The sequence below is a fragment of the Leisingera sp. ABM4_103 genome (genome assembly GCF_056158685.1).
In genome coordinates this window covers 2,984,173-3,007,997 of the sequence record NZ_JBSWTU010000005.1, presented here as the reverse complement: position 1 = coordinate 3,007,997, position 23,825 = coordinate 2,984,173, and the positions used below count along the sequence as shown (strand labels likewise).

Sequence of the window (23,825 nt, the reverse complement as noted above, 5' to 3'; positions counted from 1 at the left end):
TTGGTTTGATTTTGCTGCGGATCTTCGGTGAAGCAAGCGCCGGGTTTCGATAGTCTTTCGTTTGATACTTTCTCCTTGTTTTAGGATGGTCTGGCAGCGCTCAAGGTACACATCGGCCGGGGTGAGGTTCGGCAGGCTCTCGTGGTTTCGTCGGTGCTTGTAATGCTCGACGAAGGCGTCGGTTTTCTGCCTGAGATCGCTGGGCAGGACGCAGTTCTCCAGCAGGATGCGGTTCTTTAGGGTCTGGTGCCAGCGCTCGATCTGGCCCTGGGTTTGCGGGTGATATGGGGCACCGCAGACTTGCTCCATCTGCCGGCCTTCCAGCCAATCGGCCAACTCGCCCGAGATGTAACTCGACCCGATGTCACTGAGCAGGCGAGGCATGTGCAGACGCGCCTGCCTAGTGTATCGGTTGGGCGCTGTTGTACAAATCCGGGGCTGACCGCAGGGCCCGTTGCCCGGACGGATTTGCTATACGGGCAATGTAACAGGTATACCGAGAGCGGTGTAGCCGTTCAGAACGGCGATACGAACTTGCAGTTCGGCGGCCTGGCGTTCGAAGTCTTTTGCCATCAGGGATTGGCCGAGCGGCTTGATGCAGTTCATCTTCAACTCGACCCGGCTCCGGCTGTGATATCCGCTCCACCGTCGCCAGATGGCGCGGCCGAGATACTATGATGCTCGCAGGACTTCGTTTCGTGCCACCGCGCCCGGTCTCGTTGGCTTCCAGGGCGTGGCATTCTTGCGGGGCGGGATAACAGCGGCGGCGGCACGGGCGGCGATCGCCTCGTAGCATTTGCAAGTGTCGTAAGCCCCGTCCGCGGTCACGGAACTGATCTCTTCGCCTGCCGGGATTTGATCAAGGAGATCAGGCAGAATGGGCGTATCCACTGCCCGGCAGGCGATTTGCATGGCAAATCTGCCGGGAGGGGCCGATGTTGCTTCCGGTGGCTTCGACGGCCCGAACCTCCAGCGTTTCCTCATCGATGCCGATGTGTACCTTGCGCCAGATGCGCCGCTTGGGGCCACCCGCTGCCCGGCAGCACATGCATAGCATGTGCGAGAGGGGGCTTACGGGCGTTCCACTCGCCCTCACCCTCGGCCTTGATGCCGGTGCTGTCCGCTTCCCGGCAGGGCATTGCGCAGCAATGTCCCGAGAGGGGATCAGCAAATTCAACGAACCCACACCGCCACGGTGCGGGATAGCCACGTTCAGCTGCCGCTGGCGGCGACACAGTGTGCTGAATTCCGGCACGGCCCAGTGCAGACCGACCAGCCGCAGAAGGCTTTGCACGAATCCCGTCGTCTGCCTCAGTGGCATCCCGAACAGTACTTTCAGGGTCAGACAGGTTTGGATCGCGGCGTTGCTGAATTGGCACCGGCGACCGCGCTTGCCAGCCGGCGGCGGCGTCCAGATCATCCTCGGATCAAACCAGATGCTCAGAGCATCCGCGTTGCTTCAGCGCTCCATTGCAAGACGACCAGTTCGTGGACTTGTATCTCGTAGGAGCCCAACTGCTCATGCATCCCAGCTACCTTGCTGGATTCACGCAATGAATCCCTCACCCGATTTGTGCAACAAGGCCAATCAGTGTTAAAACCGCCGTTGAACAACGTGATGCCGGCTCTGAGCTTCCCTGCGCCGCCAAAACAAGTACGGACGACTGACGTGTACGCGCATTGATTGGCAATTAGCTGGCAGAAGGTTCTAGCGGAAAAAACGGCAGGACGGCGGGCCGCATGGCCCGCCGCTTGCGGGGATCAGAAGCCTGCTTTGATGCGTTCGAATTCCTTCAGCATCCGGCCTTCGAGCTCAGGGTTGACCGCGTCAAAGAACAGGCTGCCGTCAAAGAAGCTGTCCACATCGGCAAAGCCATAGGTCTTGATCAGCTCCTGGTCGGCGGATTTGAAGGCCTCGGCGTTGGAATGGGCATAACCCCAGTTCTCGATGATGTATTTGCCGCTGTCCTCGGCGCTCAGCGCGTTCAGCATGTCATAGACCTGCTCATCGCTTTGGGTGGAGGAGTTCAGATGCACATAGCCGCAGACCCAGGTGGCGATGCCCTTGTCCACGTCGCGCATCATCCTGGCCGGGGTTTCGTTCCAGATCAGGTTCAGTTCCGACTGGTTCCAGCCCCAGCCCAGCAGCACCTCGCCGCTGGCAATGGCCTGGTCCAGCTGGCCCGCGTCGGACCAATAGAAGCGGACGTTGGGATGGATCTGGCGCAGGAAATCGGAGGCCTTCTGGAACTCTTCCTCGCTCATGTCGGTATAGCTGGAGGCGCCGGTGGCCAGCGCCGCCATCGCATAGGCCGAGGAAGCTGCGTCAGGGATGGCGATCTTGCCCTGGTAGGCGGGATCGGCCAGCAGCTGCAGCGAGACGTCCGCTTCGTCGATCTGGTCGGTGCGGTAGATAAGCCCGGTGTTGCCCCACTCGAACGGCACCATGTAGGTCTGGCCGTCGATGGTGACGCCGTCCACATCCTTGATCTGCGGCAGCAGCTTGTCCCAGTTGTCGATCCTGGAGGTGTCGATCGGCTTGATCAGATCCGCGGCCACCCATTTGCGCAGCGCGTCGGTGCAGGGGTGGGCGATGTCGGCGGCAAAGCCTGACTGCAGCTTGGTGAAGGCCTCCTCGACACTGCCGAAGTAGGTGTAGCTGGGCGCGCCGCCGTATTTCTCGACATAGTCGCCGTAAAACCCCTGGTCCTCATAGCCGGACCAGTCGAAGACCGACAGGCTGCCGGCCCCGGCCTGGGCAGTGCCGGCCGGGACGGTCAAAGCGGTGGCGGCGGCCAGAGCGCCCGTCAGCCCCAAAGCAAAATGTTTCATTTCCTTCCTCCCTGTTATTCTCATGCTTCCCGCGCGCCGAGGTCGATGACCGAGGCGTTCTGCACCCCCAGCCAGACGCGGTCGCCGCGCTTGTGATCCACCGTGTGGAAGTAGTTCGGGACGGCGACGGAGATCGGCTCCTCCACCCCGTCGGCGCGCACGTAGTAGTGGACGCTCTCGCCGTAGAAGGCGATGTCGCTGACGCTGCCCTGGAGGCAGGCGTCATAGCCGGGCGGCTGGGTGGCGCTGATCTCCAGCTGTTCGGGGCGGATGCCTGCCAGCAGGTCGGGGCTGCGGGCCAGCACATTGGGGTTCACGTCGATGGTGAGCGGGCCAAAGCCCTGCAGATCGACATTGACCGACTTGCCATTGTCAGCGGTCACCCGCGCATCCAGAAAGTTCATGCCGCCGATGAAGGCCGCGACCCGGCGGTTGCAGGGCCGGGCATAGAGCACCTCGGGGCGGTCGACCTGCTCCAGCTTGCCGGCGAACATCACGCCGATGCGGTCGGACATGGTCATCGCCTCATACTGGTCGTGCGTGACCATCACAAAGGTGATGCCCAGCTTCTGCTGCAGGCGGCGCATTTCCAGCTGCATCGCCTCGCGCAGGTTCTTGTCGAGCGCCGACAAAGGCTCATCCAGCAGCAGAACCTTGGGCCGCATCACCAGGGCGCGGGCCAAGGCCACCCGCTGGCGCTGGCCGCCCGACAGTTCATCCGCCTTGCGCGACTGCAGGCCGCCCAGCTCGACCATTTCCAGCGCCTCGGCGACGCGGTCCTTAACCTCTGCCTTGCCGAGGTTCAGCTTGCGCAGGCCAAAGGCAACGTTGTCGCCGACGTTCAGATGCGGGAAGATCGCATAGGACTGGAACACCATGTTGGTCGGGCGCTTGTTGGCCGGAATATGCGCCATCTCCTGCCCCGCGATGCGGATGGTGCCGGCATCATGGTCCTGAAAGCCTGCAATCATCCGCAGCGCCGTGGTCTTGCCGCAGCCGGAGGGGCCGAGCAGCGAGAAGAACTCGCCTTCCTTCAGCTCCAGGTTCAGGTCGCGCACCGCCACAAAGGTGCCAAAGCGCTTTTCCACCCCGGAGATTTCGATGATGTTCTGACTGGTCATCTGCGTATCCTTCATCAGGCGGATTTGGTGGAGCGGCGGCGGAAGTATTCGGCGGTCAGCAAGAGCAGCACCGAGGCAAGCAGCAGCAAGGAGCCAAGCGCCAGCGTGTTCGGCAGCTTGGCCGGGAAGCGGATCTGGCTCCAGATGTAGACCGGCAGGGTGGGCTGGTTGCCCGACAGGAAGAAGGCCAGCACAAACTCGTCGAATGACACGGTGAAGGTGACCAGCAGGCTGGCGACAATCCCCGGCGCCACGATCGGCAGGGTCACCCGGCGGAAGGTGCCGATGACGCTTTCGCCAAGGTCGAAGGCGGCTTCCTCCAGCGACTGGTCGAAGTCGTCGAAGGCCGATTTCATGATCGAGACTGCAAAGGGCAGCGCCACAAAAACGTGGCCCAGGATCACCGTGGTCAGCGACGGCTTCAGCCCCAGCGAGATGAACAGCACCAGCATCGACGACGCCACGATGATGCCGGGAATGACCAGCGGCAGCATCACCAGCCCTTCCGACAGCTCACGCCCCTTGAAGCGGTAGCGGACATAGGCGCGGGCGGCGAACAGCCCCAGAGAGGTGGCGACAATTGCGGTCACCGCACCAACGATCAGCGAGTTGGCCATCGCCTGCAAGAGCGTGTCCTGTTCGCCCAGCTGGGCGTACCACTTCAGCGTGAAGCCCTTCATCGGAAAGGCCACGATGGTGCCGTCATTGAAGGAGAACAGCGGCAGCAGCAGCACCGGGAGGTACAGGAAAATCAGGTAGCCGATGGCATAGACCAAGAGCCAGGGGAAGCGGAAGGGTTTGCGCCGGGGCTTGCTGACATCAGGGTTCAGCGGTTTGTTCAGGGGTTCGCTCATCGGTGTGCTCAACGGATCCTCCTCCCCAGGGCGGTGGCCAGGATGACGAACAGGATGGCGACAAAGCCGACCGAGGCCATGGCCACCAGTGAGAGGGTGGCGCCCAGGGGCCAGTTGTTGGCCGGGCCGAACTGCACCTGGATGAGGTTGGCGACCATCTTGCCCTGCGAGCCGCCAACCAGCGACGGGGTCACGTAGTCGCCGACGGTAGGGATGAAGATGATCAGGCTGGCAGCGATGATGCCGGGCACGGTCAGGGGAAGGGTGACGCGGACAAAGCGTTCCAGCTTGGAGCAGCCGAGGTCGGTGGCGGCCTCCAGCAGCGAGCGGTCGATCTTCTGCAGCGAGACATAGATCGGCAGGATCGCAAAGGGTGCCCAGGCGTGGGCCAGGGTCAGCACCACCGCGAATTCATTGTACAGCAGGAAGGTCAGCGGCTCCTCGATCAGCCCCAATGAGATCAGCGCCGAGTTCATCACCCCGTTGAAGCCGAGGATCAGTTTCCAGCTGAACACCCGCAGCAGGTAGCTTGACCAGAACGGGATGGTGATCAGCAAGAGCCACAGGGTTTTCTTGCGGGTGCGGAAGGCGATGAAATAGGCAATCGGATAGGCCAGCGCCACTGTCGCCATGGTCACGGCACCGGCAATGGCAATCGAGCGCAGCATCAGATGGCGCACCAGCGGGTCGGTGGCGGCCTCCAGATAGTTGGCCCAGGTCAGCGTCTTGTCGATCTCGACATAGGTCTGGGTCCAGAAGCTGTAGGCCACCAGGATCCCCAGCGGCGCAGCCACCAGCAGCCCCACATAAAGCGAAGCCGGGGCGCTGAGCGCCAGGCCTTTGCCAGCTTCGCTTTGAATGTACAATTTTCAATCCTCCCTGGCATCGACGCTAATTCCGGTTGGAGAAAGCGCCCCAATTTCTCCCAAGCGCCGTGTAGGTATCTTCAGCAGGCACCGCAGAATCTTGCAGGCGCTAGAATTGGACACTCCGGTGACCAACTGCCGCCCTGGCACCCGGAACGGCCTTGTCCTGCGAGCTGCCGTGATGCCGTTCCCTGCCCGGCCGTCGGGTCGTGGTCCCCTAACGATCCGGCAGCAATGGATTCATCTCAACTAAATAAATTTCGTTCGTCACCAAGAAAATTACACCGTCGGATTCGGCCGCAGAATCAAATTTGAGGACCCCGCAATTTAATTTGTTTGAGTTCACCCGCCCCCTGCTCGACAGTTTTTCAACCGAAACCTCAGCGACGGCAGGGCGAGCGTAATGGAAACAAAAGCAAGAGTGGTCATTATCGGCGGCGGGGTCGTCGGCTGCAGCATCCTCTACCACTTGGCCAAACGGGGCTGGAAGGATGTGGTGCTGCTGGAACGGCAGGAACTGACCGCAGGCTCCTCCTGGCACGCGGCCGGCAACCTGTTCACCCTGACTGCCCCAGGCAATGCTGCTGTTCTGCAAAAGTACACCATCGACCTCTACCCGGAGCTGGAGCGTGAAAGCGGCCAGGAGTGCGGCCTGCATTACAACGGCGAGCTGCTGGTCGCGAAGGATGAGGAAGAGGTCAAGACGCTCGCCATCGCCCATGCCTTCGGCAAGCGTTATGGCATTGACTCCGAGTTCATCTCCCCGGAACGCGCCAAGGAGCTGGCGCCGACGCTGAAAACCGATGATCTGACCGCGATCCTGCACGAAAAGACCGCAGGCTACTGCGATCCAGCCAGCGTCACCCATGCCTTCGCCAAGGCAGCGCGCAACTACGGCGCCACCATCCACCGCCACACCCCGGTGCTGGAAACCAACCAGCGCCACGACGGCAAGTGGGACGTGGTGACCGAACACGGCACCATCACCGCCGATTACGTGGTCAATGCCGCCGGCCTCTGGGGCCGCGAAGTGGCGGCACTGGCAGGCATCACGCTGCCGCTGATGCCGGTCGAGCACCATTACCTGATCACCGAAGAAATCCCCGAAATGGCCGAAATCGGCAGCGATCACGCGCTGCTCTCCTACGCCGATGCCAACCTCTACATGCGCCCAGAGGGCAAGGGCCTGCTGATCGGCGCCTATGAGAGCAAATGCATCCACTGGGCCGAAGACGGCACCCCGCTGGACTTCGGCCACGAGCTATTGCCCGACGACCTCAGCCGCATGGAGGAGGAATTCCTGCAGGCGGTCGAACTGATCCCCAGCCTGGCCGACGCCGGCATCAAGAGCGTCATCAACGGCCCGATGATCTTCTCCCCCGACCTCGGCCCGCTGATCGGCCCCTACCCCGGCAAGCCCGGCTACTTCTGCGCCAACGGCGTGATGACCGGTTTCAACCAGGGCGGCGGCATCGGCAAGGTGCTGGCGGAATGGATCATCGACGGCGAGCCCTCGCTGGACGTCAGCTTCTGGGACGTGGCCCGCTACGGCGATTATGCCGGCAGCCGCTATGCCAAGCAGATGACCAAATACTGGTACGAAAACCGCTCCCGCCGGATCTACCCCTACCAGACCTTCCCGGCAGCCCGCCCGGTGAAGACCTCGCCCATCTACGACCGGTTGAAAGCCGCAGGCGCGGTCTTCGGCGAGACCTGCGGCTGGGAAGACGCCTACTGGTACGCGGCAAACGACGCCGAGCGCCAGGAGAGCTATTCCTACGAGCGCCCCGCCTGGTTCGGAGCCGTAGCCCGGGAGGCGCACTCCGTGCGGGAGACCGCCGGCCTGTTCGAGCTGACCAGCTATGGCAAATACCGCTTCAGCGGCGCCGGTACCGTGGCCTATCTGGACCGCATCATGGCCAACAGGATCCCGGCGATAGGTAAAACAGCGCTCTGCCCGATGCTCAGCCATCAGGGCAAGGTAATCGGCGACTTCACTGTCACCCGCCTCAGCGCGGACAGCTGCCTGGTGCTGGGCTCCGGGTCGATGGAGAAAATCCACGAGCGCTGGTTCCTGGAGACCATGCCCGAAACCGGCGTCGCTTATGAAAACCTCACCAACCGCTATGCGGGCCTGCATGTGGCCGGCCCCAACGCCAAGGCCATCATGGCTGCCGTCGCCCCGGGCGTAAGCTTCAACAGCGCCGACTTCCCCTTCCTGTCGGGCCGCGAGATGGGGCTGGGCCCCTGCCCCGGCGCCTTTGTCATCCGGGTCTCCTACACCGGCGAATGCGGTTACGAGATCTACATGCCGATGGAATACCAGCGCACGCTTTTCGAGGAGATCCTGGCAGCGGGCGAACCCCACAGTCTGACCCTCGCAGGCGGGCACGCGCTGATGGCGCTGCGGCTGGAAAAGGGCTTTGCCGGCTGGAACATGGAACTTACCTCCGACTATTACGCCCATGAAACCGCGCTGGCGCGCTTTGTCCGCTACGGCAAGGGGGACTTCATCGGCCGCGAGGCCGCTTTGGCCGCCAAAGAGGCCGGGCCGCGGGAATGCTTCGTGCAATTCGCTGTCGATGCGGGCGAGGCCGACGCCTACGGCGGCGAGCCAGTGTTTCTCAATGGCAAGCTGGCGGGCTACACCAGCTCCGGCGGCTACGGCTATTGCGCGGGCACCAGCCTGGCGCTCGGCTACCTCTACCCCAATGCCATCGACCCAGCCGCAGAATACGAAATCGACATCGTGGGCAAACGGTGCAAGGCGCGCCTGCTGACCGCCCCGCCGGTCGACCCCGAGGGCCTGCGGATGCGCAGCTGACACGCCGCCAGTACCGGAAGGGGCTGGGGCACTATCCTCACCGCATCCAGCCCCGCGAACCGGAGCAGCGCCAATCGGGCCTGCTCCGGTTCTTTTCGTTTCCGGACTGCGCGCGCCTGCCGCCATATGCGCCGCAAGGCAGCGCAGCCGCAGCCTGCGGCTGAGGGCCAATTCCGGAAGGAGTGCGGAAAGGGGGTGCCAGGCACAAGCAGCCTGCAGCACCCCATAAAAAAGCTGCCCGGCCATGGGGAAGCCGGGCAGTAAGACCTCATGCAGCTCCGCTGCCGCACAAGGCTGGGAGAGATGTTTGCAGGTCAGGCCGCGCTGCCGTGGATCTCCTGCTTGCGGCGGGCCATGTAGTCCTTCAGCTGGTCTTCGATGGCCGCATCGATCGGCGGCTGCTCATACTGGGCCAGCATCTGCTTCCAGATCCCGTTGGCGCGCTGCGCGGTGTCCTTGCTGCCGCGGTCGGTCCAGTTCTCGTAATTGTCCCAGTCCGACACCAGCGGCGTGTAAAAGGCGCTTTCATAGCGGTCCAGCGTGTGCTGGGTGCCAAAGAAATGGCCGCACGGGCCCACTTCGCGGATCGCATCCAGCCCGATGGCGGCATCGGACACCTCGAACGGCTGCTGCGCCGCCGCCATCATCTGCAGCATCTCGGCATCGATGATCAGCTTCTCGAAGGAGGCCACCAGCCCGCCGCCCAGCCAGCCAGCCCCCTGGTTCAGCAGATGCACATGGCCGCTCATCGCGCCCCACAGCGACATCTGGCTTTCATAGGCCGCCTGCGCATCCACCGCGTTGGAGGCGGTCACATTGCTGGAGCGGAACGGGATGCCATAGCGGCGCGCCAGCTGCCCGGTGGCCTGCGCCGCCAGGGTGTATTCCGGCGTGCCAAAGGCCGGTGAGCCGGTCTTCATGTCCACGTTGGAGGTGAAGCCGCCATAGATCACCGGAGTGCCCGGCCGCACGCATTGCGCCAGCACGATGCCAGACAGCGCCTCGGCGTTCTGCTGGGTCAGCGCACCCGCAATCGTCACCGGCGACATTGCCCCCGCCAGCGTGAAGGGCGTGATGATAACCGGCTGGCCATGCCTGGCCATCTCGATCAGCCCCTCCCCCATCGGCCCGTCGATCTGCAACGGCGAGTTGGTGTTGATCACGGTGGTGAACACCGGCTTGCCGATCAAGTCCTCGCGCGAGCAGCCCAAGGAGATCGCCGCCATCTCCAGCCCGTCACGGGCCCGGTCGGCTCCCAGCCCCCAGGGCTGCCAGTTCTTGTCGGTCAGGGTGATCTGCGCGAAATGCAGGTCCAGGTGGCGGCTCTCCTGCGGCAGATCCAGCGCCTCGAACGGGCCGCCGCCCTCCTGATGCAGGATGTTCAGGCTCTGCACCAGCCGGATAAAATCACACATCTCCGCATAGGTGCCCTGACGCCGCCCCTTGTCGAGATCGGAGACAAAGGCCGGGCCGCCGACTGAGGCAAAGATCGCGCAGTCATCGCCCAGCTGCACATTGCGCGCCGGGTTGCGGGCGTGCAGCGTAAAGGACGACGGCGGCAGCTTCAGCTTCTCTTCCACCAGCCCGCGGTCGAGCCAGGCCATTTCCTCGCCGTGGTCCACCTTGGCCCCGGCCTCCTGCAGATAGCGCCGCGCCTCCGGGTCCAGCACCTTGACGCCGATCTCCTCCAGGATCGTCAGCGAGGCCTCGTGGATCGCCTCCACCTGATCGGCACTCAGCACATTTGTGGGGGCGGTGCGGTAGCGGACCTGGGTCCAGGGCGACTGGGTCACAGCACCGCCGCTGCGGTCCGGCCGGGCGCCGCCGCGGGCGCGTCTGCGTGCAGAGGTTCGGGTCATGGCTTCCTTCCTGCGGAGAGCTATCTACTGTTCACTTGTACAATAAGTAAGCACGAAACTTAACCCCGCGCAATCCTTATTGCTCAATCGTACAGTAATGTGTCCCGCAGCCTGCCTGGCTCAACCAAGCGCCGCCCAGGATTTCCCGAACTCGCCGCTCACCGTGATCATCCAATTCCGGAAGCGCGGTCCATACGGCAAGCCAGCGCCGCGGGGGGTGGTCACTAGCGCCAAGCACCAGCCGGTGGAAACAACCGCCGGCAATGGCGCCACCAGACGGCCGGCCGCCAGATCATGATCCAGGTACGGCCTGCGGCCCATGGTGATTCCCAGCCCTTCCTTGGCCGCTTTCAGGCAGCTGGAGCACATGTCCAGCTCCAAGTATTGGGCATTGCGGTGATCCGCGACCCCCTGCGCCTCGAACCAGGTCTTCCATTCCTCATCTTCCGACAGGCTGGCAATCAGGGTGTGCTGCAGCAAATCCTTCGGGCCTTCGATCTGCCCGTGCGCCGCCAGATACTCCGGCGACGCCACCGGCACGATATCATCGGAAAACAGCACCGCGGCATTCTCCGGCACGTTCTCCTTCGGCAGATAGACCAGGGCAAAATCCGCCTCCCGGTTCAAACTATCTCCCGCCAGCTCGGAGGTGCTCAGCCGGACGGCGATATCGGAGTGCTTCTGATGAAAATCCCCTAGCTGCGGAATCAGCCACACATCGGCCAGCGATGGGAACAGGTTCAGCGTCAGCTGCGACCGCCCGGTTGAGCGCGCCAGCACATCTGTCGCCATCTCGATCCCATCCAGCGCAACACTCAGGCGTTCGAAATAGGCCTGGCCTTCTTCACGCAGGATCAGCCGGTTGTTGCGCCGGATGAACAGTGGCATCGCCACGAAATCCTCCAGCGCCTTGACCTGATGGCTGACGGCTGAGGCCGAGATGCCCAGTTCCTCGGCAGCCAGCTGAAAGTTGCAGTGGCGCGCCGCCGCCTCAAAAGCCTTAACTGCAGCGAAAGGGGGAAGCCGTCTCTTCATGGTTCTATCCACCGATATTCCGGGTCCGTCCAATTTGACGGCAAGCGACTGATTTCTCAATTGAAGATTTATTTTGTGCCACCACTGAATTTTTTTGCCCTGTCAGCGGCAGCCCCCGCCGCTCCATCATCGTCCGGTAAAATTCCCAGCACAACGAAGCCTGTAACGGGCGCCGGAGACGATGCAGTATTCGATCACATCCTTGGTGAAACAGGCCCTCCGCGGCCATCAGGGCTGGCCCGAGGCCTTCCGCCATCCGGAACCACGGAAACACTATGACGTGGTGATCATCGGCGGCGGCGGCCACGGCCTGGCGACCGCCTATTACCTGGCCAAGAACCATGGCATCACCAATGTGGCGGTGCTGGAAAAGGGCTGGATCGGCAGCGGCAACGTCGGACGCAACACCACCATCGTGCGCTCCAACTACCTCTTGAACAGCGAAATTCCTCTGCTGGAGTGGTCGCTGAAACTGTGGGAGGGCCTCAGCGAGGAGCTGAATTACAACGTGATGTTCTCCCAGCGCGGCGTGCTCGACATCTTCCACACCGACGGCCAGCGCGACGAGGCGGTGCGCCGCGGCAACGCGATGATCATGAACGGCGTCGACGCGGTGATGCTGGACCGCAAGCAGGTGCTGGAAATGATGCCGCTGGTTGACGAAAACAATGGCCGCTTCCCGGTGCTGGGCGGCCTCCTGCAGCCGCGCGCGGGCAACGCCCGCCACGACGCCGTGGTCTGGGGCTATGCCCGCGCCGCCGACCGGCTGGGCGTCGACATCATCCAGAACTGCGAGGTCACCGGCTTTGAACGCGACGCCAATGGCCGCATGACCGGGGTGGAGACCACCCGCGGCCGCATCGGCGCGGCCAAGGTCGCCGTCGCGGTGGCGGGCCACACCAGCCAGGTGATGCAGATGGCCGGGATCAAGCTGCCGGTCGAAAGCCACAAGCTGCAGGCCTTCGTCTCCGAGGCGGTGAAACCCTGCGTCGACACCGTCGCCACCTTTGGCGTCGGCCACCTCTACATCAGCCAGTCCGACAAGGGCGGTCTGGTCTTCGGCGGCATGCTGGACGGCTACAACAGCTTTGCGCAGCGCGGCAACCTGCCGATTGTCGAGGACGTGGCCGAGGCGATGATGATGTTCCTGCCCAGCCTGGGCCGGGTGCGCCTGCTGCGCCACTGGGCCGGTGTGGTCGACATGACCATGGATGGCTCACCCTACATCTGCAAGACACCGGTCGAGGGTCTCTATCTGAACGGCGGCTGGAACTATACCGGCTTCAAGGCAATCCCCGGTGCCTCCTGGTGCTTTGCCCATACCGTCGCCAACGACGCGCCGCACAAGTACAACGCGCCGTTTCACCTCGGCCGTTTTGCCGAAGGCCGCCCGGTGGATGCCACCGGCGGCGGCCCCTTCCCCAACCACCACTGAGGAGGGCTGACACCCCATGCGCATCCCCTGCCCGCTGTGCGGCGACCGCCCGCTGGAAGAATTCACCTACCGCGGCGACGCCACCCTCACCCGCCCTGCCGCAGACGCCCCGATGGAGGCCTGGGTCGATTACGTCTACCTGCGCGACAACCCCAAGGGCCCGCACCGCGAACACTGGCGCCACGCCCAGGGCTGCGGCAGCTGGCTGGTTGTGGACCGCAACACCGTCACCCATGAGATCACTCAGGCCATTCAGGCCCGCCCCGGCGGGGAGGTGCAGCGATGACCCGCCAAACCCACCGGCTGAATGGCACAGGCCGCCGCCTGAACCGCAGCAAGCCCATCAGCTTCATCTTCGACGGCAAGCGCTACAGCGGCTTTGAGGGCGACACCCTCGCCTCTGCCCTCCTCGCCAATGGCGTCCGGCTGGTCGCGCGCAGCTTCAAGTACCACCGCCCGCGCGGCATCTTCACCTGCGACCCGCATGAACCCAGCGCCCTTGTGCAGCTGCGCAGCGGCGCCCGGCAGGAACCCAACATCCCCGCCACCATGGTGGAGCTCTATGACGGGCTGGAGGCCGCCAGCCAGAACCGCTGGCCCTCACTGCGCTACGACCTCTTGTCAGTGAACCAGTTGTTTTCGCCGTTCTTTGCCGCGGGGTTCTACTACAAGACCTTCAAATGGCCCGCAAAGTTCTGGACTGGCCTCTATGAGCCGGTAATCCGCCGCGCCGCAGGCATGGGCCGCCTGTCCGGCGGCATCGACCCCGACACGTATGAGAAGATCCACCACCACTGCGATATCCTGGTGATCGGCGGCGGCGCCGCAGGCCTCAGCGCCGCCCGCGCCGCGGCCCAAAGCGGCGCCCGGGTGACCCTGGTGGAGGAACACGCCCGCCTCGGCGGATTTGACAGCACCGGCCTGGAACAGGACATCGCCGAACTGGAGGCGCTGGAGAACGTCCGCATCCTGCCCCGCACCATGGTGTTCGGCTGGTATGACAACAACACCTTCGGCGCGGTTGAGCAGGTCTCCGACCACCTGCCCGTCCCCGCCGCCCACCAGCCGCGCCAGCGGATGTGGAAGATCGTGGCCCCTCAGGTGGTTCTCGCCACCGGCGCCCATGAACGCTCGCTGGTCTTTGGCAACAACGACCGCCCCGGCGTGATGCTCGCCTCCGCCGCCGAGCGCTACTTGCGCGACTATGGCGTCCGCCCCGGCAGCCGCGCGGTGATCTTCACCACCAACGACAGCACCGCAGGCCTGGCCAAGGCACTGGGCGCGGCTGGCGTGACCGTCGCCGCGGTGGCCGACGCCCGCAACGGCGATGAGATCGAAACCGTGCATGGCCGCACTGCTGTCACCGGCGTCACCCTGCGCCACAAGGACGGCAGCCGCCGCACCGTGGACTGCGACGCGGTCTGCGTCTCCAGCGGCTGGAACCCGGCGGTGCAGCTGCTGGCACAGCGCGGCCAGAAACCGCGCTGGAGCGGTAACCTGCAGGCCTTCCTGCCGCAGGAGATGGAGGGCGCGGATTTTCTCTGCACCGGCAGCCTGGCCGGGCTGGAAACACGCGAAGACTGCCTGACCCACGGCCGGATGGCGGGTGAGGTTGCAGCCCAGCGGTTTGCCGCCCCGGACAGCGCCAGCCTGGCGGACTACCACAGCTATCTGGAGGCCAATGAGGCGCGCGCCGCCAACTTCGCCTATTTCGAGACCAGCGCAGGTAAGTCAAAGAAATTCATAGACTTGCAGCATGACGTGACAGCGGCAGACGTCTCGCTGGCGGCCCGCGAGGGCTACCGCTCGGTCGAGCACGTCAAACGCTACACCACCCTTGGCATGGCCACCGACCAGGGCAAGACCTCCAACATCCACGGTATCGCGGCCATGTCCAAGGCGCTGGACAAGCCGATGGGCCAAATCGGCACCACCGGCTTTCGCCCGCCCTACCGCCCGGTCAGCCTCGGCGCGCTGGCGGGCCGCTCCCGCGGCAGGCACTGGCGCCCGATCCTGCGCACCCCGCTGCATGGCTGGGTCGAGGACAAAGGCGGGGTGTTCATCGAATCCGGCCTCTGGCACCGCAGCCAGTATTTCCCCAAACCCGGCGAGACCATGAGCCAGGCCATCAGCCGTGAGGTTCAGGCGGTGCGCAGCGCGGTGGGCTTCTGCGATGTCTCCACCCTGGGCAAGATCGACCTTCAAGGCCCTGATGCTCCGGCCTTCCTCGACCGGGTCTACAGCAACGGCTTCGCCAAGCTGCCGGTGGGCAAGTCCCGCTACGGGCTGATGCTGCGCGAGGACGGCATCGTGATGGACGACGGCACCGTCTCGAGGCTGGCAGAGGATCACTACTTCATCACCACCACATCGGCAGAATCCGATAGTGTTATCAGCCATCTGGAATACTGCCATCAGGTACTCTGGCCGGAGCTGGACGTTGTTTTTGCCGATGCGGGCGAGGATTGGGCGGGCATCGCCCTGGCAGGCCCCCGCGCCCGCGACGTGCTGGCCCGGATCGCCCCGGAACTGGATGTGAGCAATGCCGCCCTGCCCTTCCTGGCGGCGCGCGAATGCACCGTGTTGGACGGCGTGCCCGCACGGCTGTTCCGGATCTCCTTCTCGGGCGAGCTGGCCTATGAAATCTATGTGCCGTCCCCCTATGGCCGCCCCCTGGCCGAGGCGCTGGAGCGCGAAGGCGCGGACTTCGGCATCACGCCTTACGGGGTCGAGGCGCTGGACGTGCTGCGCATCGAAAAGGGCCATGTCAGTTCGGAGCTGAATAAATTCACCACCGCGGCGGACCTGGGCCTTGGCATGATGATGTCCGCCAAGAAGGACTTTGTCGGCCGCGCCCTCAGCAGCCGCCCCGGGCTGACCGACCCGGACCGCGAAGTAGTGGTGGGGCTGAAACCCCTGGATCCCTCGCACAGCTTCCGCCAGGGCGCCCACATCAACGCAAGGGGCGCCCCCCTCGTGCCGGAAAGCGACGACGGCTATATCACCTCCGCCGCCTGGAGCCCGACACTCAAGAGCCATATCGCCATCGCCCTGGTGCAACGCGGGCGCGAGCGGCTGGGCGAGGTGATTGAGATCATTGACCCCTTGCATGGCGAAGACCCCGTCCCGGCCACCATTGTGTCCCACCATTTCTATGATCCGGAGAATGCCCGTGTGCGCAGCTGAAGCCAGCCCCCTGTTCTGCCTCGAAGGCCTGGACCTGGCCGGAATTCCTGCCGCAGGCCCTGCCGGGGTGAAGGTCCGGATCGTGACTGGCACCACCGTGCTGCGGATCATGCCCTTCCGGGACCAGGCAGCGGCCGCCGGCGCCGCGCTGGCACCTTTCGGTTTCAACTACCTGCCCCGCCCCGGACGCAGCGGCGTGGCTGGCGGCAACTGCCTGGCCTGGGCGGCCAGCAACTGCTGGCACCTGATCAGCCCGCGCCCTGCCCCTGCGCTGGAGCAGGAGCTGAAACAGTCGCTTGGCGGGTATGCCGCCGTCAGGAGCGCCGGCGGCGGCATGCTGCGGCTGCAGATTGGCGGCGCGGCCTCCTGCGCACTGATGGCCAAGGGATGCGTTCTGGATCTGGACCGCTTCCGGCCCGGCCACAGCGCCGTCACCCTGATGGCCCACACCAGGCTGCACCTGCGCCGCTGTTCCGCTTCGGAGTTCGATCTGCTGATCCCGGCCAGCCATGCCGCCAGCCTCTGGGAGTGGCTCGCCCTGTCCGCCGCTGAATTCGGGCTGGCGGTTGAGATATTTCCGACCACACAGGAGGACAGCTGCCCAGTATCGGTGGCCCTTTCCGCATAGCCCCCAGCCTTCCACCAGTCGCCGTGCGAACGCAAAAAGGCCGCCCGAGAAAAACTGGCGGCCCTTGGGCGTTCGCTGAGTCTCCGGGGCTAAACCTCGAACTCCTCCAACGGGTAGCCGGGAGAGTCGATGGCATAGGTGCCATCGGTGTGCGGGCCGATCTCCACTGTCGAATAGGCGGTATCAGCAAAGGCCTTGTTGGCGGTGAAGTCCCAGAAGCCGCCAAAAATGGTCTGGCGGATATAGCCCACCCTCTTCAGCAGTTCCTCGGTGGCCTCCGGAGTGGCCGGGACGCCGGTCACCAGTGCAATCCCGTGGCGGTCGACGGGATCCAGCCACTCCGCCAAGCCGCTGCTGTCCTCCGCCATCACCGCATCGTTGGACATCGCCCACAGCCCATCCTCCAGATCCGCCGCCATCCACAGGTTCTTCGGACGGTCCTCCTGCCACAGGCCCGGTTCTGCCATAGCCTCCAGGAAGGATACCGGGTACTCGCTTTCGTCAGCCTCCTGCGGTCAGGCCACGTAAACCGTCCCAGTCTCCAGCCGCGCAGAAACAGGTGCCAGATCAGCGGGAATTGCAAAGGTGTCAACTGACTGCTGCAGCGATTCCGGATTAATGCTGCGGGCACTATGGCAGTGGTCGCGCAGCCAAACCGCCGGATAGCGGGCGACCCGGCCGGTGCCGGCCCAGCAAATCTCCAGTTGCGTGCCAGACATCTGAAAAGACTCGATTTTGGCAGACATCCCCATGCTCCTGTTTGCGATTCCAACTGTGCTGCCACAAACTATTGGAAACATGCACAGCTAACGTGAAGGCTTACTAATCAGTTGTACAATTGGGTATTTTCAGTGACGGGCAAATGGTTTGCACTTCCCGCCGGTTGCTGTACAAGTATACAATTACCCGAAAACAGGCAGGGATGGATCAACCTTGGCCAACCAGAAGAGACAGCGCCTAAACCCCGAAGACCGGCGTCGGCTGATGCTGCAAGGAGCCAGGGATTCGCTTGCGAAATACGGTGCCCAAGGCACTGGCGTCCGGGAAATCTGCAAGGACCTGGGGGTTTCCCCGGGCCTGCTCACCCACTACTTTGACGGCAAGGACAGCCTGTTCCTCGAGGCCTACCAGGACATGGCAAAGCAATACCTTGCCGAAGTCCGCGCAATCACCGGCAACACAGAACTGAGTGCCGAAGAGAGGTTGAAACAGCTGTTTCAGCTGTACTTTTCAAACGAATGGTCAAACGACGGCGTTATTGGAACCTACACAGGTTTCTGGAGCCTTTCACAGACAAACCCGGCTTTAAAATCTGCTTTCGAGGAAACGTTTCAGGAGCAGCGGGCAGCCTTCGAACTCCTTATTCAAGGCCTTATCGAAGAACGCAAAATATCTGTGGATTCGCATACTTTCGCTACTTTCCTCTTGGTATTCCTCGAAGGTGTCTGGTTTGAAAGCTGCTTGAACCCAAAGGCTGTCGACAAGGCAAGAATTCAGGTTTTCTGCTGGGACTGGCTGGAATGTTACTTGGCCGCTAAAAGCACAGCCCCTGCCTGTGAATTGGCGTGCAAAATTGACCCACTTGGGTGGGTTATGAGCGAGTAAAATTGACCCACCTGTTTTCGTTAACATCCGCACAAAAAGTGCGGAGGAAAGAGCAGGTGTTACTGATGGAAAGCGTGTCGAAGATCCGACGATGGGTATTGGTTGAGGGACGCAGCATCCGGTCTGTTGCGCGGGCGACGGGATTATCGCGGAACACGATCAAGAAGTATCTGAAGGATGAGAGCCCGCCGAGCTACCAGCGCCAGGCCCCGCCGGTTCGGCACAAACTGTGCAACGGGTTTGATCTTCGGCTTCAGGAGCTGTTCGATCAGGACCAGAAGCGACCACGCCGGGAGCGGCGGACGGCCCAGAAGCTCTATGAGCAGCTCGTGGTGGAAGGCTACACCGGTTCCTATTCGCCAGTTCAGCGATTTGTCCGCGATCTGAGGCGGGCCGGTGCCGGTTCGGGCGAGGCCTTTATCCCGCTGCATTTTGCGGCAGGCGATGCGCTGCAATTTGACTGGAGCGAAGAACGGGTTGTCCTGGGCGGTATCGAGCAGAAGGTGAAGGTTGCCCATTTCCGCCTGTGCCACAGCCGCAAGCCCTTTGTCGTCGCCTATCCCGGCGAAGCCCAGGAGATGGTGCTGGATGCCTTTGCGCAGGCGCTGTCTTTCTATGGCGGGGTTCCACGCCGGGTGATCATCGACAACCCCAAGACCATGGTGACCTATGTCTCCCGCTCCAAGGACCGGATATTCCATCCCCGGTTCCTTGCCTTGATGAACCATTACGTTATGGAGCCGGTGGCCTGCACCCCGGCTGCGGGCTGGGAGAAGGGACAGGTCGAGAACCAGGTCCAGTTTTTGCGCGGCCGGTTGTTTGTGCCCAAACCTGCCTTTGATGATCTCGATGCGCTGAACGATTGGCTGCGCCTGCGCTGTGAAGAGCTGGCAAACCGGCCCCATCCCGAGCAATCGGATCGCACGATTGCAGAGCTGTTCGAAGACGAACGCGCCGAACTGCGCCCTCTGGGGCGAGCATTTGACGGATACGTGGAAAAGACCGTTCGTGTTCGCTCCACCTGCCTGGTTCAATATGCCAGCAATCGCTACAGCGTGCCGTCCCGGTTCGCGGGGCAACATGTGTCGCTGCGCGCCTATGCAGGCCGGATCGTGCTGGTGTCGGGCCAGGATGTCATCGCCGAGCACAAGCGTCGCTTCACCCGCAATGTCAGCTATTTTGAACCTTGGCACTACGTGCCGCTGCTGGATCGCAAGCCCGGCGCCCTGCGCGACGGCGCCCCCTTTGTGGACTGGCAACTGCCTGAGGCCATGCATCAGATCAGGGAGCACTACATGGCCGGCAAAGGCGGGGATCGGGAGTTCGTCGATCTGCTTCTGCTGGCCCAGGATCACGGGGTCGAGGTGGTCGAGACGGCTTGCGAACTGGCGGTGGAACAAAACACCCTGCGCCTGCCCGCCATCATCAACCTGATTAACCAGTTGGTGGAGCCGGTCATCACGCCGCTCAGCGACGCCTATACCTATCCGCAGCTGACCTTGCGGCCCGAGGCCGATTGCAAGCGCTATGAGACGCTGTGCTCGGCTGAGGAGGCTGCCGCATGAACGCCCTCATCGACCAACTGACCGCCCTGAGGCTGCACGGGATGGCAGCTTGCGCCCATGATTTGCTGTCCGCGCGCAAGCCACCAAGTCTGACCACAGCGATAAAGCAACTGATCGACGCTGAGACTGTAGAGCGGCGGGTGCGCTCCATCCAGTATCAAATGAGGATTGCGAAGTTCCCCCACCACAAGGACTTCGCCACCTTCGATTACAGCGCGGCCGCCGTCACCCAGCCCCAAATCGAGCCGTTCTGCTCAGGCCAATTCACAGAAGAGGCACATAATCTCATCCTGGTGGGCGGAACCGGCACCGGCAAAACCCACATCGCCATCGCGCTTGGAACCACCCTGATCAGCAACGGCAAGAAGGCGCGCTTCTTCAACGCCGTCGACCTGATCAACGCCCTGATCAAGGAACAGGCCGAGGGCAATGCCGGGAAGATCATCCGGCAGCTCTCGGCCCTGGACTGCGTCATCATCGACGAGCTGGGCTACATCCCGTTCCCCAAGTCCGGCGGCGCGTTGCTGTTCCATCTGATCAGCAAGCTCTATGAGAAGACCAGTGTCATCATCACGACGAACCTGGAGTTCGGCGAATGGGTCTCGGTCTTCGGTGACGCCAAGATGACAACCGCGCTTCTGGATCGCGTAACCCATCACTGCGCAATCATCGAGACAGGCAACACGTCATACCGGTTCGCACAGAGCAAGCGACGCAGAAAAACATAAACGTCGCGCAAGCAAAGCCCCCAGTCGGACTCGCTATATGAGGGCGGCCCGCCTGGGGCCTTTGCGCCACAAGGGGTGGGTCAAATTCAAACGCTGAAACCGGGTCAGTTTTGAACGCTCATTGACAGCCCCTGCCTGACGTGTTCCATCGTCTGGACCTGTTTTGGTGTCACGGTTGTGCAGCCTGCATAGTACTAATTGGTTCAGGTTCAACGATGCCAATCGCTGCGACGTAGAGAATTACCAGACTTTACCTGCTTGCAATTAGTCTGGTCTTCCAATTGGCCGCTTGGTCCGCGTCTCGTTTGTCTGACATGACTGCAGCGAAAGGCGGTTTGCGCTCCGCCGATTTCCGCGGACCCGAATGACTGCAAACGGGAAGTTCGCCGCGCGGCCGGAAACCTCGCGCTGCAGGAGCGAGGGGTTTCTGCGGTAGCAATAGCTGCAAGGGCAAAAGGCGGGTCTGGCCGACAAGCACATCAACCTGCCGCAGCTTCCGAACTATTTCCTCCGGCTTGTGCCGCTTGTTCGCCATTTTCAGTCCTCCGCTTCCTAAACATAACAGTGGGCCAGTTCAGTTACGGACATGGGAAGTTAGCAGAAAGGCACCAAATCAGCCTAAGTTCAGGTTGGATCAGCCAAGGAACTGTCTGTCAGGGTGTGAAGGAAACCCAGGAAGCTCCCTAGAGCCCTACCGCAGCGGTGTACGGCGTTCTATGTCTATTTTTCCCTCAGACTTCTAAATCTGCAGTGTGAGCGTTTCATGCTGACACGCATTTCACAGCACCTTCGAATAGACATAACAGACAGACTTCAATTTCAGTCGTAGGAATGCTGCCCGCGCCATCCAGCCCCAACTCTTTACGAAAGAAACCGTACCAACCGGCAAAGACCACATCACAACCAAAATTGACGCAATGATCTATCTAGAGCAGACCTTACTTCTTCCGGCGCCGAAGGCGCCAAAACAAAAGTGCGGGCCTTAAGGAGAGGATCTGCCTTTTTTGCTTCTACAAGCGCGTCAGACCTTCCCCGGTGGTACCCGCTTAGTCGCGAGTAGCAGCCAGGGTTTATCCCTCAATACATAACTTGAGTGTTCGTTGCCCGCTGGCCCGGAACAACTGCGCCATCTATGGGCGACGCTATTCCGGACCTGCTGTCGACATGAACCCTCTTACCGAGAACTTGTCCTTAAAAGCACGTGTAAGCGCTTTTATTTCATATCCAAGGCTTCCTTGTACATTTCCAGCACCGCCTCTTCTTCGGCGATGTCGTTCTCGTCGCGCTTGCGCAGGGCGATGATTTTGCGCATCACCTTGGTGTCATAGCCGCGCCCCTTGGCTTCGGCCATCACTTCCTTCTGCTGCTCGGCGATGGTCTTCTTCTCTTCGTCCAGACGCTCGAACCGCTCGATAAACTGGCGCAGTTCGCCAGCGGTCACACGGTAGTTTTCGCTCTTTTCGTCTTCGGTGATGTCCATCTGCGGCTCCGTCGGCACATGCTGTCTGTTGCTGTCGGAGCAAGGGGATAGCGTCCCGCCCGCCGCGCCGCAAGCCGGGAAAGCGGCAGAGCCCCGCCAAGCGGCAAATTCCGGCACCTGCGCCCCCACGGCTTGCACGCGCGGCCCGGATCAGCTAGGCGCGGCGCAGCGAAAAACCCGCAGGAGCACGCCTATGTTCGATCTAATTGTCTGGACCGGAGCCGCCTTGTCCGTTGCCGGGCTGCTTGGGCTGGTCTGGTGCATCATCAAGGTCGCACGCGCCCGCCGCCAGAAACTGGATGACGACGCGCTGCGTGCTGTGGTGCAATCGGTGCTGCCCTATAATCTGGGCGCACTGTTGTTGTCGGTTTTGGGCCTGATGCTGGTGATGGTGGGCATTTTCCTGGGCTGAAGCCTGGCTCGCCCCTGCCGTCAAACCGGCATGTTGTCGAACATCTCTTCCACCGCCTCTTCGCACAGCGCGGCTTCCAGCCGGCGGAACCGGCGCGGGACCTCTGCGCCCTTTTTGCGCATGTGATCCAAAAGCCGGATGAATTCGGGCCGCATCGCCAGCCGGGTGGCTCCGGTCTCCCGCTGAATTCTGCTTTCCAGCTGTTCGACGGTGTGAAACAGATCGTCCATTGTCATAAGCAGTCCTCCCTACGTCCTGCGATTTTGACAGTATTTCGCAACAGGAATACGAAATCCCGCAAAAATTATTCTCCATGCCGTAAATTTGCGCATCTTTTACGGCCTGCTGCCGCTTTTGCGGCTTTACTAAACACCCCGGCATGCTATCGCAGCGCCGCATCGCCCACCTTGACACACATCAGACTGCTGCGATGATTTGAAGGGCGCCTGCCGCTCTCAGCACTGGCGGCCTTGAAACATATTCTCAAATCAATATATGATTTCCCATCATCCAGGGAGACTGACAAATGACCCCCGCCGTCAAAGCTTTTTTCGACGAAGCCACCAACACGGTGTCTTATGCAGTGCGCGATCCGGAAGGCACGGCCTGCGCCATCATCAACTCAGTCCTCGACTTTGACCACGCGGCCGGGCGCACCAGCACTGCCTCCGCCGACACCATCATCGCCTGGGTCAAGGCCGAGGGGCTGCGGGTGGAGTGGATCCTGGAAAGCCACGTGCATGCCGACCACCTGTCCGCCGCCCCCTATCTGCAAGAGCATCTGGGCGGTAAAATCGGCATCGGCGACCAGATTACCGTGGTGCAGGACACATTCGGCAAGGTGTTCAACGAAGGCACCGAGTTTCAGCGCGACGGCAGCCAGTTCGACCAGCTGTTCCGCGAAGGCGACAGCTTCATGATCGGCCAGCTGCGCGGCGAGGTGCTGCATACACCCGGCCATACACCAGCCTGCCTCACCTATGTGATCGGCGATGCCGCCTTTGTCGGCGATACGCTGTTCATGCCCGACTTCGGCACCGCCCGCTGCGATTTTCCAGGCGGCTCCTCTGCCGACCTTTACAACTCCATCCAGAAAATCCTGGCGCTGCCGGATGAGACCCGGATCTTCGTCGGCCATGACTACAAGGCACCGGGCCGCGACGACTATGCCTGGGAAACCACCGTGGGCGAGCAGAAAGCGCTGAACGTGCATGTGGGCGCGGGCCGCAGCATCGAGGAATTCGTCGAAATGCGCGACGCCCGCGATGCGACGCTGGGAATGCCGCGGCTGATCCTGCCATCACTGCAGGTGAACATGCGCGCAGGCCAGATGCCTGAGCCGGATGACCAGGGCGATGTGTTCCTGAAGATCCCGGTGAACAAGATCTGACCGGG

At 62.4% G+C, this 23,825-nt stretch carries 20 protein-coding genes and 2 pseudogenes; 10 read left to right on the top strand and 12 right to left on the bottom strand.

Going from position 1 to position 23,825, the window contains the following annotated elements:
- Nucleotides 1-12: 12 nt before the first annotated feature.
- The 6 genes and pseudogenes from ACXAED_RS16535 to ACXAED_RS16510 form a co-directional block, all read right to left on the bottom strand.
- Nucleotides 13-390: pseudogene (locus ACXAED_RS16535) on the bottom strand (integrase core domain-containing protein); the annotation flags it as partial.
- Between the two features lie 81 nt (nt 391-471).
- Nucleotides 472-1,523, bottom strand: a pseudogene (locus ACXAED_RS16530) (IS5 family transposase).
- A 238-nt stretch (nt 1,524-1,761) separates the two neighbouring features.
- Nucleotides 1,762-2,832 (bottom strand): ABC transporter substrate-binding protein, encoded by a 1,071-nt coding sequence (locus tag ACXAED_RS16525; protein ID WP_475051483.1) that lies wholly within the window; start codon nt 2,830-2,832, stop codon nt 1,762-1,764.
- Nucleotides 2,833-2,852: 20 nt separating this feature from the next.
- Complete coding sequence (locus ACXAED_RS16520) at nt 2,853-3,953, bottom strand: ABC transporter ATP-binding protein (RefSeq protein ID WP_475051481.1); 1,101 nt, start codon at nt 3,951-3,953, stop codon at nt 2,853-2,855.
- Nucleotides 3,954-3,967: 14 nt separating this feature from the next.
- Entirely contained in the window at nt 3,968-4,807 is an 840-nt protein-coding gene (locus ACXAED_RS16515; RefSeq protein WP_475051479.1) for an ABC transporter permease, read from the bottom strand.
- 8 nt (nt 4,808-4,815) lie between these two features.
- Nucleotides 4,816-5,673 (bottom strand): ABC transporter permease, encoded by an 858-nt coding sequence (locus ACXAED_RS16510; protein ID WP_475051477.1) that lies wholly within the window; start codon nt 5,671-5,673, stop codon nt 4,816-4,818.
- 403 nt (nt 5,674-6,076) lie between these two features.
- On the opposite strand from ACXAED_RS16510, the gene ACXAED_RS16505 reads away from it, so the two are divergent.
- A complete protein-coding gene (locus tag ACXAED_RS16505; protein ID WP_475051476.1) occupies nt 6,077-8,497 on the top strand; it encodes an FAD-dependent oxidoreductase in 2,421 nt (806 codons plus the stop codon).
- 314 nt (nt 8,498-8,811) lie between these two features.
- Here the strand turns inward: ACXAED_RS16505 and ACXAED_RS16500 are convergent, their stop codons facing one another.
- Nucleotides 8,812-10,356, bottom strand: coding sequence for a trimethylamine methyltransferase family protein (locus ACXAED_RS16500; protein ID WP_475051475.1), 1,545 nt, complete (start codon nt 10,354-10,356; stop codon nt 8,812-8,814).
- 120 nt (nt 10,357-10,476) lie between these two features.
- On the bottom strand, nt 10,477-11,391 hold the full coding sequence (locus ACXAED_RS16495; protein WP_475051473.1) for a LysR substrate-binding domain-containing protein: 915 nt from the start codon (nt 11,389-11,391) through the stop codon (nt 10,477-10,479).
- Between the two features lie 181 nt (nt 11,392-11,572).
- Here ACXAED_RS16495 and ACXAED_RS16490 point away from each other — a divergent pair, with 181 nt between their 5' ends.
- The 4 genes from ACXAED_RS16490 to ACXAED_RS16475 are packed head-to-tail and all read left to right on the top strand — an operon-like array spanning nt 11,573 to nt 16,640.
- Nucleotides 11,573-12,826 (top strand): sarcosine oxidase subunit beta family protein, encoded by a 1,254-nt coding sequence (locus ACXAED_RS16490; RefSeq protein ID WP_475051472.1) that lies wholly within the window; start codon nt 11,573-11,575, stop codon nt 12,824-12,826.
- Nucleotides 12,827-12,842: 16 nt separating this feature from the next.
- Nucleotides 12,843-13,112, top strand: a complete 270-nt coding sequence (locus ACXAED_RS16485; RefSeq protein WP_222505217.1) for a sarcosine oxidase subunit delta — start codon at nt 12,843-12,845, stop codon at nt 13,110-13,112.
- A complete protein-coding gene (locus ACXAED_RS16480) occupies nt 13,109-16,012 on the top strand; it encodes a sarcosine oxidase subunit alpha family protein (RefSeq protein ID WP_475051469.1) in 2,904 nt (967 codons plus the stop codon). Before ACXAED_RS16485 ends, ACXAED_RS16480 begins: the two co-directional genes overlap by 4 nt.
- Nucleotides 15,999-16,640 (top strand): sarcosine oxidase subunit gamma, encoded by a 642-nt coding sequence (locus tag ACXAED_RS16475; RefSeq protein WP_475051466.1) that lies wholly within the window; start codon nt 15,999-16,001, stop codon nt 16,638-16,640. Before ACXAED_RS16480 ends, ACXAED_RS16475 begins: the two co-directional genes overlap by 14 nt.
- Before the next feature lie 89 nt (nt 16,641-16,729).
- Here ACXAED_RS16475 and ACXAED_RS16470 read toward each other — a convergent pair whose 3' ends face one another.
- Both ACXAED_RS16470 and ACXAED_RS16465 read right to left on the bottom strand, forming a co-directional pair.
- Nucleotides 16,730-17,107 carry a TauD/TfdA family dioxygenase gene (locus ACXAED_RS16470; protein WP_475051464.1) on the bottom strand — a complete coding sequence of 126 codons (378 nt, stop codon included), beginning with the start codon at nt 17,105-17,107 and terminating at the stop codon, nt 16,730-16,732.
- A 48-nt stretch (nt 17,108-17,155) separates the two neighbouring features.
- The gene (locus ACXAED_RS16465; RefSeq protein ID WP_475051462.1) at nt 17,156-17,392 is read right to left on the bottom strand and encodes a gamma-butyrobetaine hydroxylase-like domain-containing protein; all 237 of its coding nucleotides are present in this window, start codon (nt 17,390-17,392) and stop codon (nt 17,156-17,158) included.
- A 181-nt stretch (nt 17,393-17,573) separates the two neighbouring features.
- Between ACXAED_RS16465 and ACXAED_RS16460 the strand changes: the two genes are divergently transcribed.
- The 3 genes from ACXAED_RS16460 (at nt 17,574) to istB (ending at nt 20,538) form a co-directional block, all read left to right on the top strand.
- On the top strand, nt 17,574-18,245 hold the full coding sequence (locus ACXAED_RS16460; RefSeq protein ID WP_475051460.1) for a TetR/AcrR family transcriptional regulator: 672 nt from the start codon (nt 17,574-17,576) through the stop codon (nt 18,243-18,245).
- A 65-nt stretch (nt 18,246-18,310) separates the two neighbouring features.
- Nucleotides 18,311-19,810, top strand: a complete 1,500-nt coding sequence (istA, locus tag ACXAED_RS16455; RefSeq protein WP_475046390.1) for an IS21 family transposase — start codon at nt 18,311-18,313, stop codon at nt 19,808-19,810.
- On the top strand, nt 19,807-20,538 hold the full coding sequence (gene istB / locus ACXAED_RS16450) for an IS21-like element helper ATPase IstB (protein ID WP_027234437.1): 732 nt from the start codon (nt 19,807-19,809) through the stop codon (nt 20,536-20,538). Before istA ends, istB begins: the two co-directional genes overlap by 4 nt.
- A gap of 1,213 nt (nt 20,539-21,751) precedes the next feature.
- Here the strand turns inward: istB and ACXAED_RS16445 are convergent.
- Entirely contained in the window at nt 21,752-22,018 is a 267-nt protein-coding gene (locus ACXAED_RS16445) for a DUF2312 domain-containing protein (protein ID WP_475051459.1), read from the bottom strand.
- A gap of 193 nt (nt 22,019-22,211) precedes the next feature.
- Between ACXAED_RS16445 and ACXAED_RS16440 the strand changes: the two genes are divergently transcribed.
- A complete protein-coding gene (locus ACXAED_RS16440; protein ID WP_475051457.1) occupies nt 22,212-22,430 on the top strand; it encodes a hypothetical protein in 219 nt (72 codons plus the stop codon).
- 20 nt (nt 22,431-22,450) lie between these two features.
- Here ACXAED_RS16440 and ACXAED_RS16435 read toward each other — a convergent pair whose 3' ends face one another.
- The gene (locus ACXAED_RS16435) at nt 22,451-22,666 is read right to left on the bottom strand and encodes a hypothetical protein (RefSeq protein ID WP_475051454.1); all 216 of its coding nucleotides are present in this window, start codon (nt 22,664-22,666) and stop codon (nt 22,451-22,453) included.
- Nucleotides 22,667-22,956: 290 nt separating this feature from the next.
- On the opposite strand from ACXAED_RS16435, the gene ACXAED_RS16430 reads away from it, so the two are divergent.
- Nucleotides 22,957-23,820: an MBL fold metallo-hydrolase gene (locus tag ACXAED_RS16430; protein ID WP_475051453.1), complete on the top strand. Its 864-nt coding sequence runs from the start codon at nt 22,957-22,959 to the stop codon at nt 23,818-23,820.
- Nucleotides 23,821-23,825: the final 5 nt, after the last annotated feature.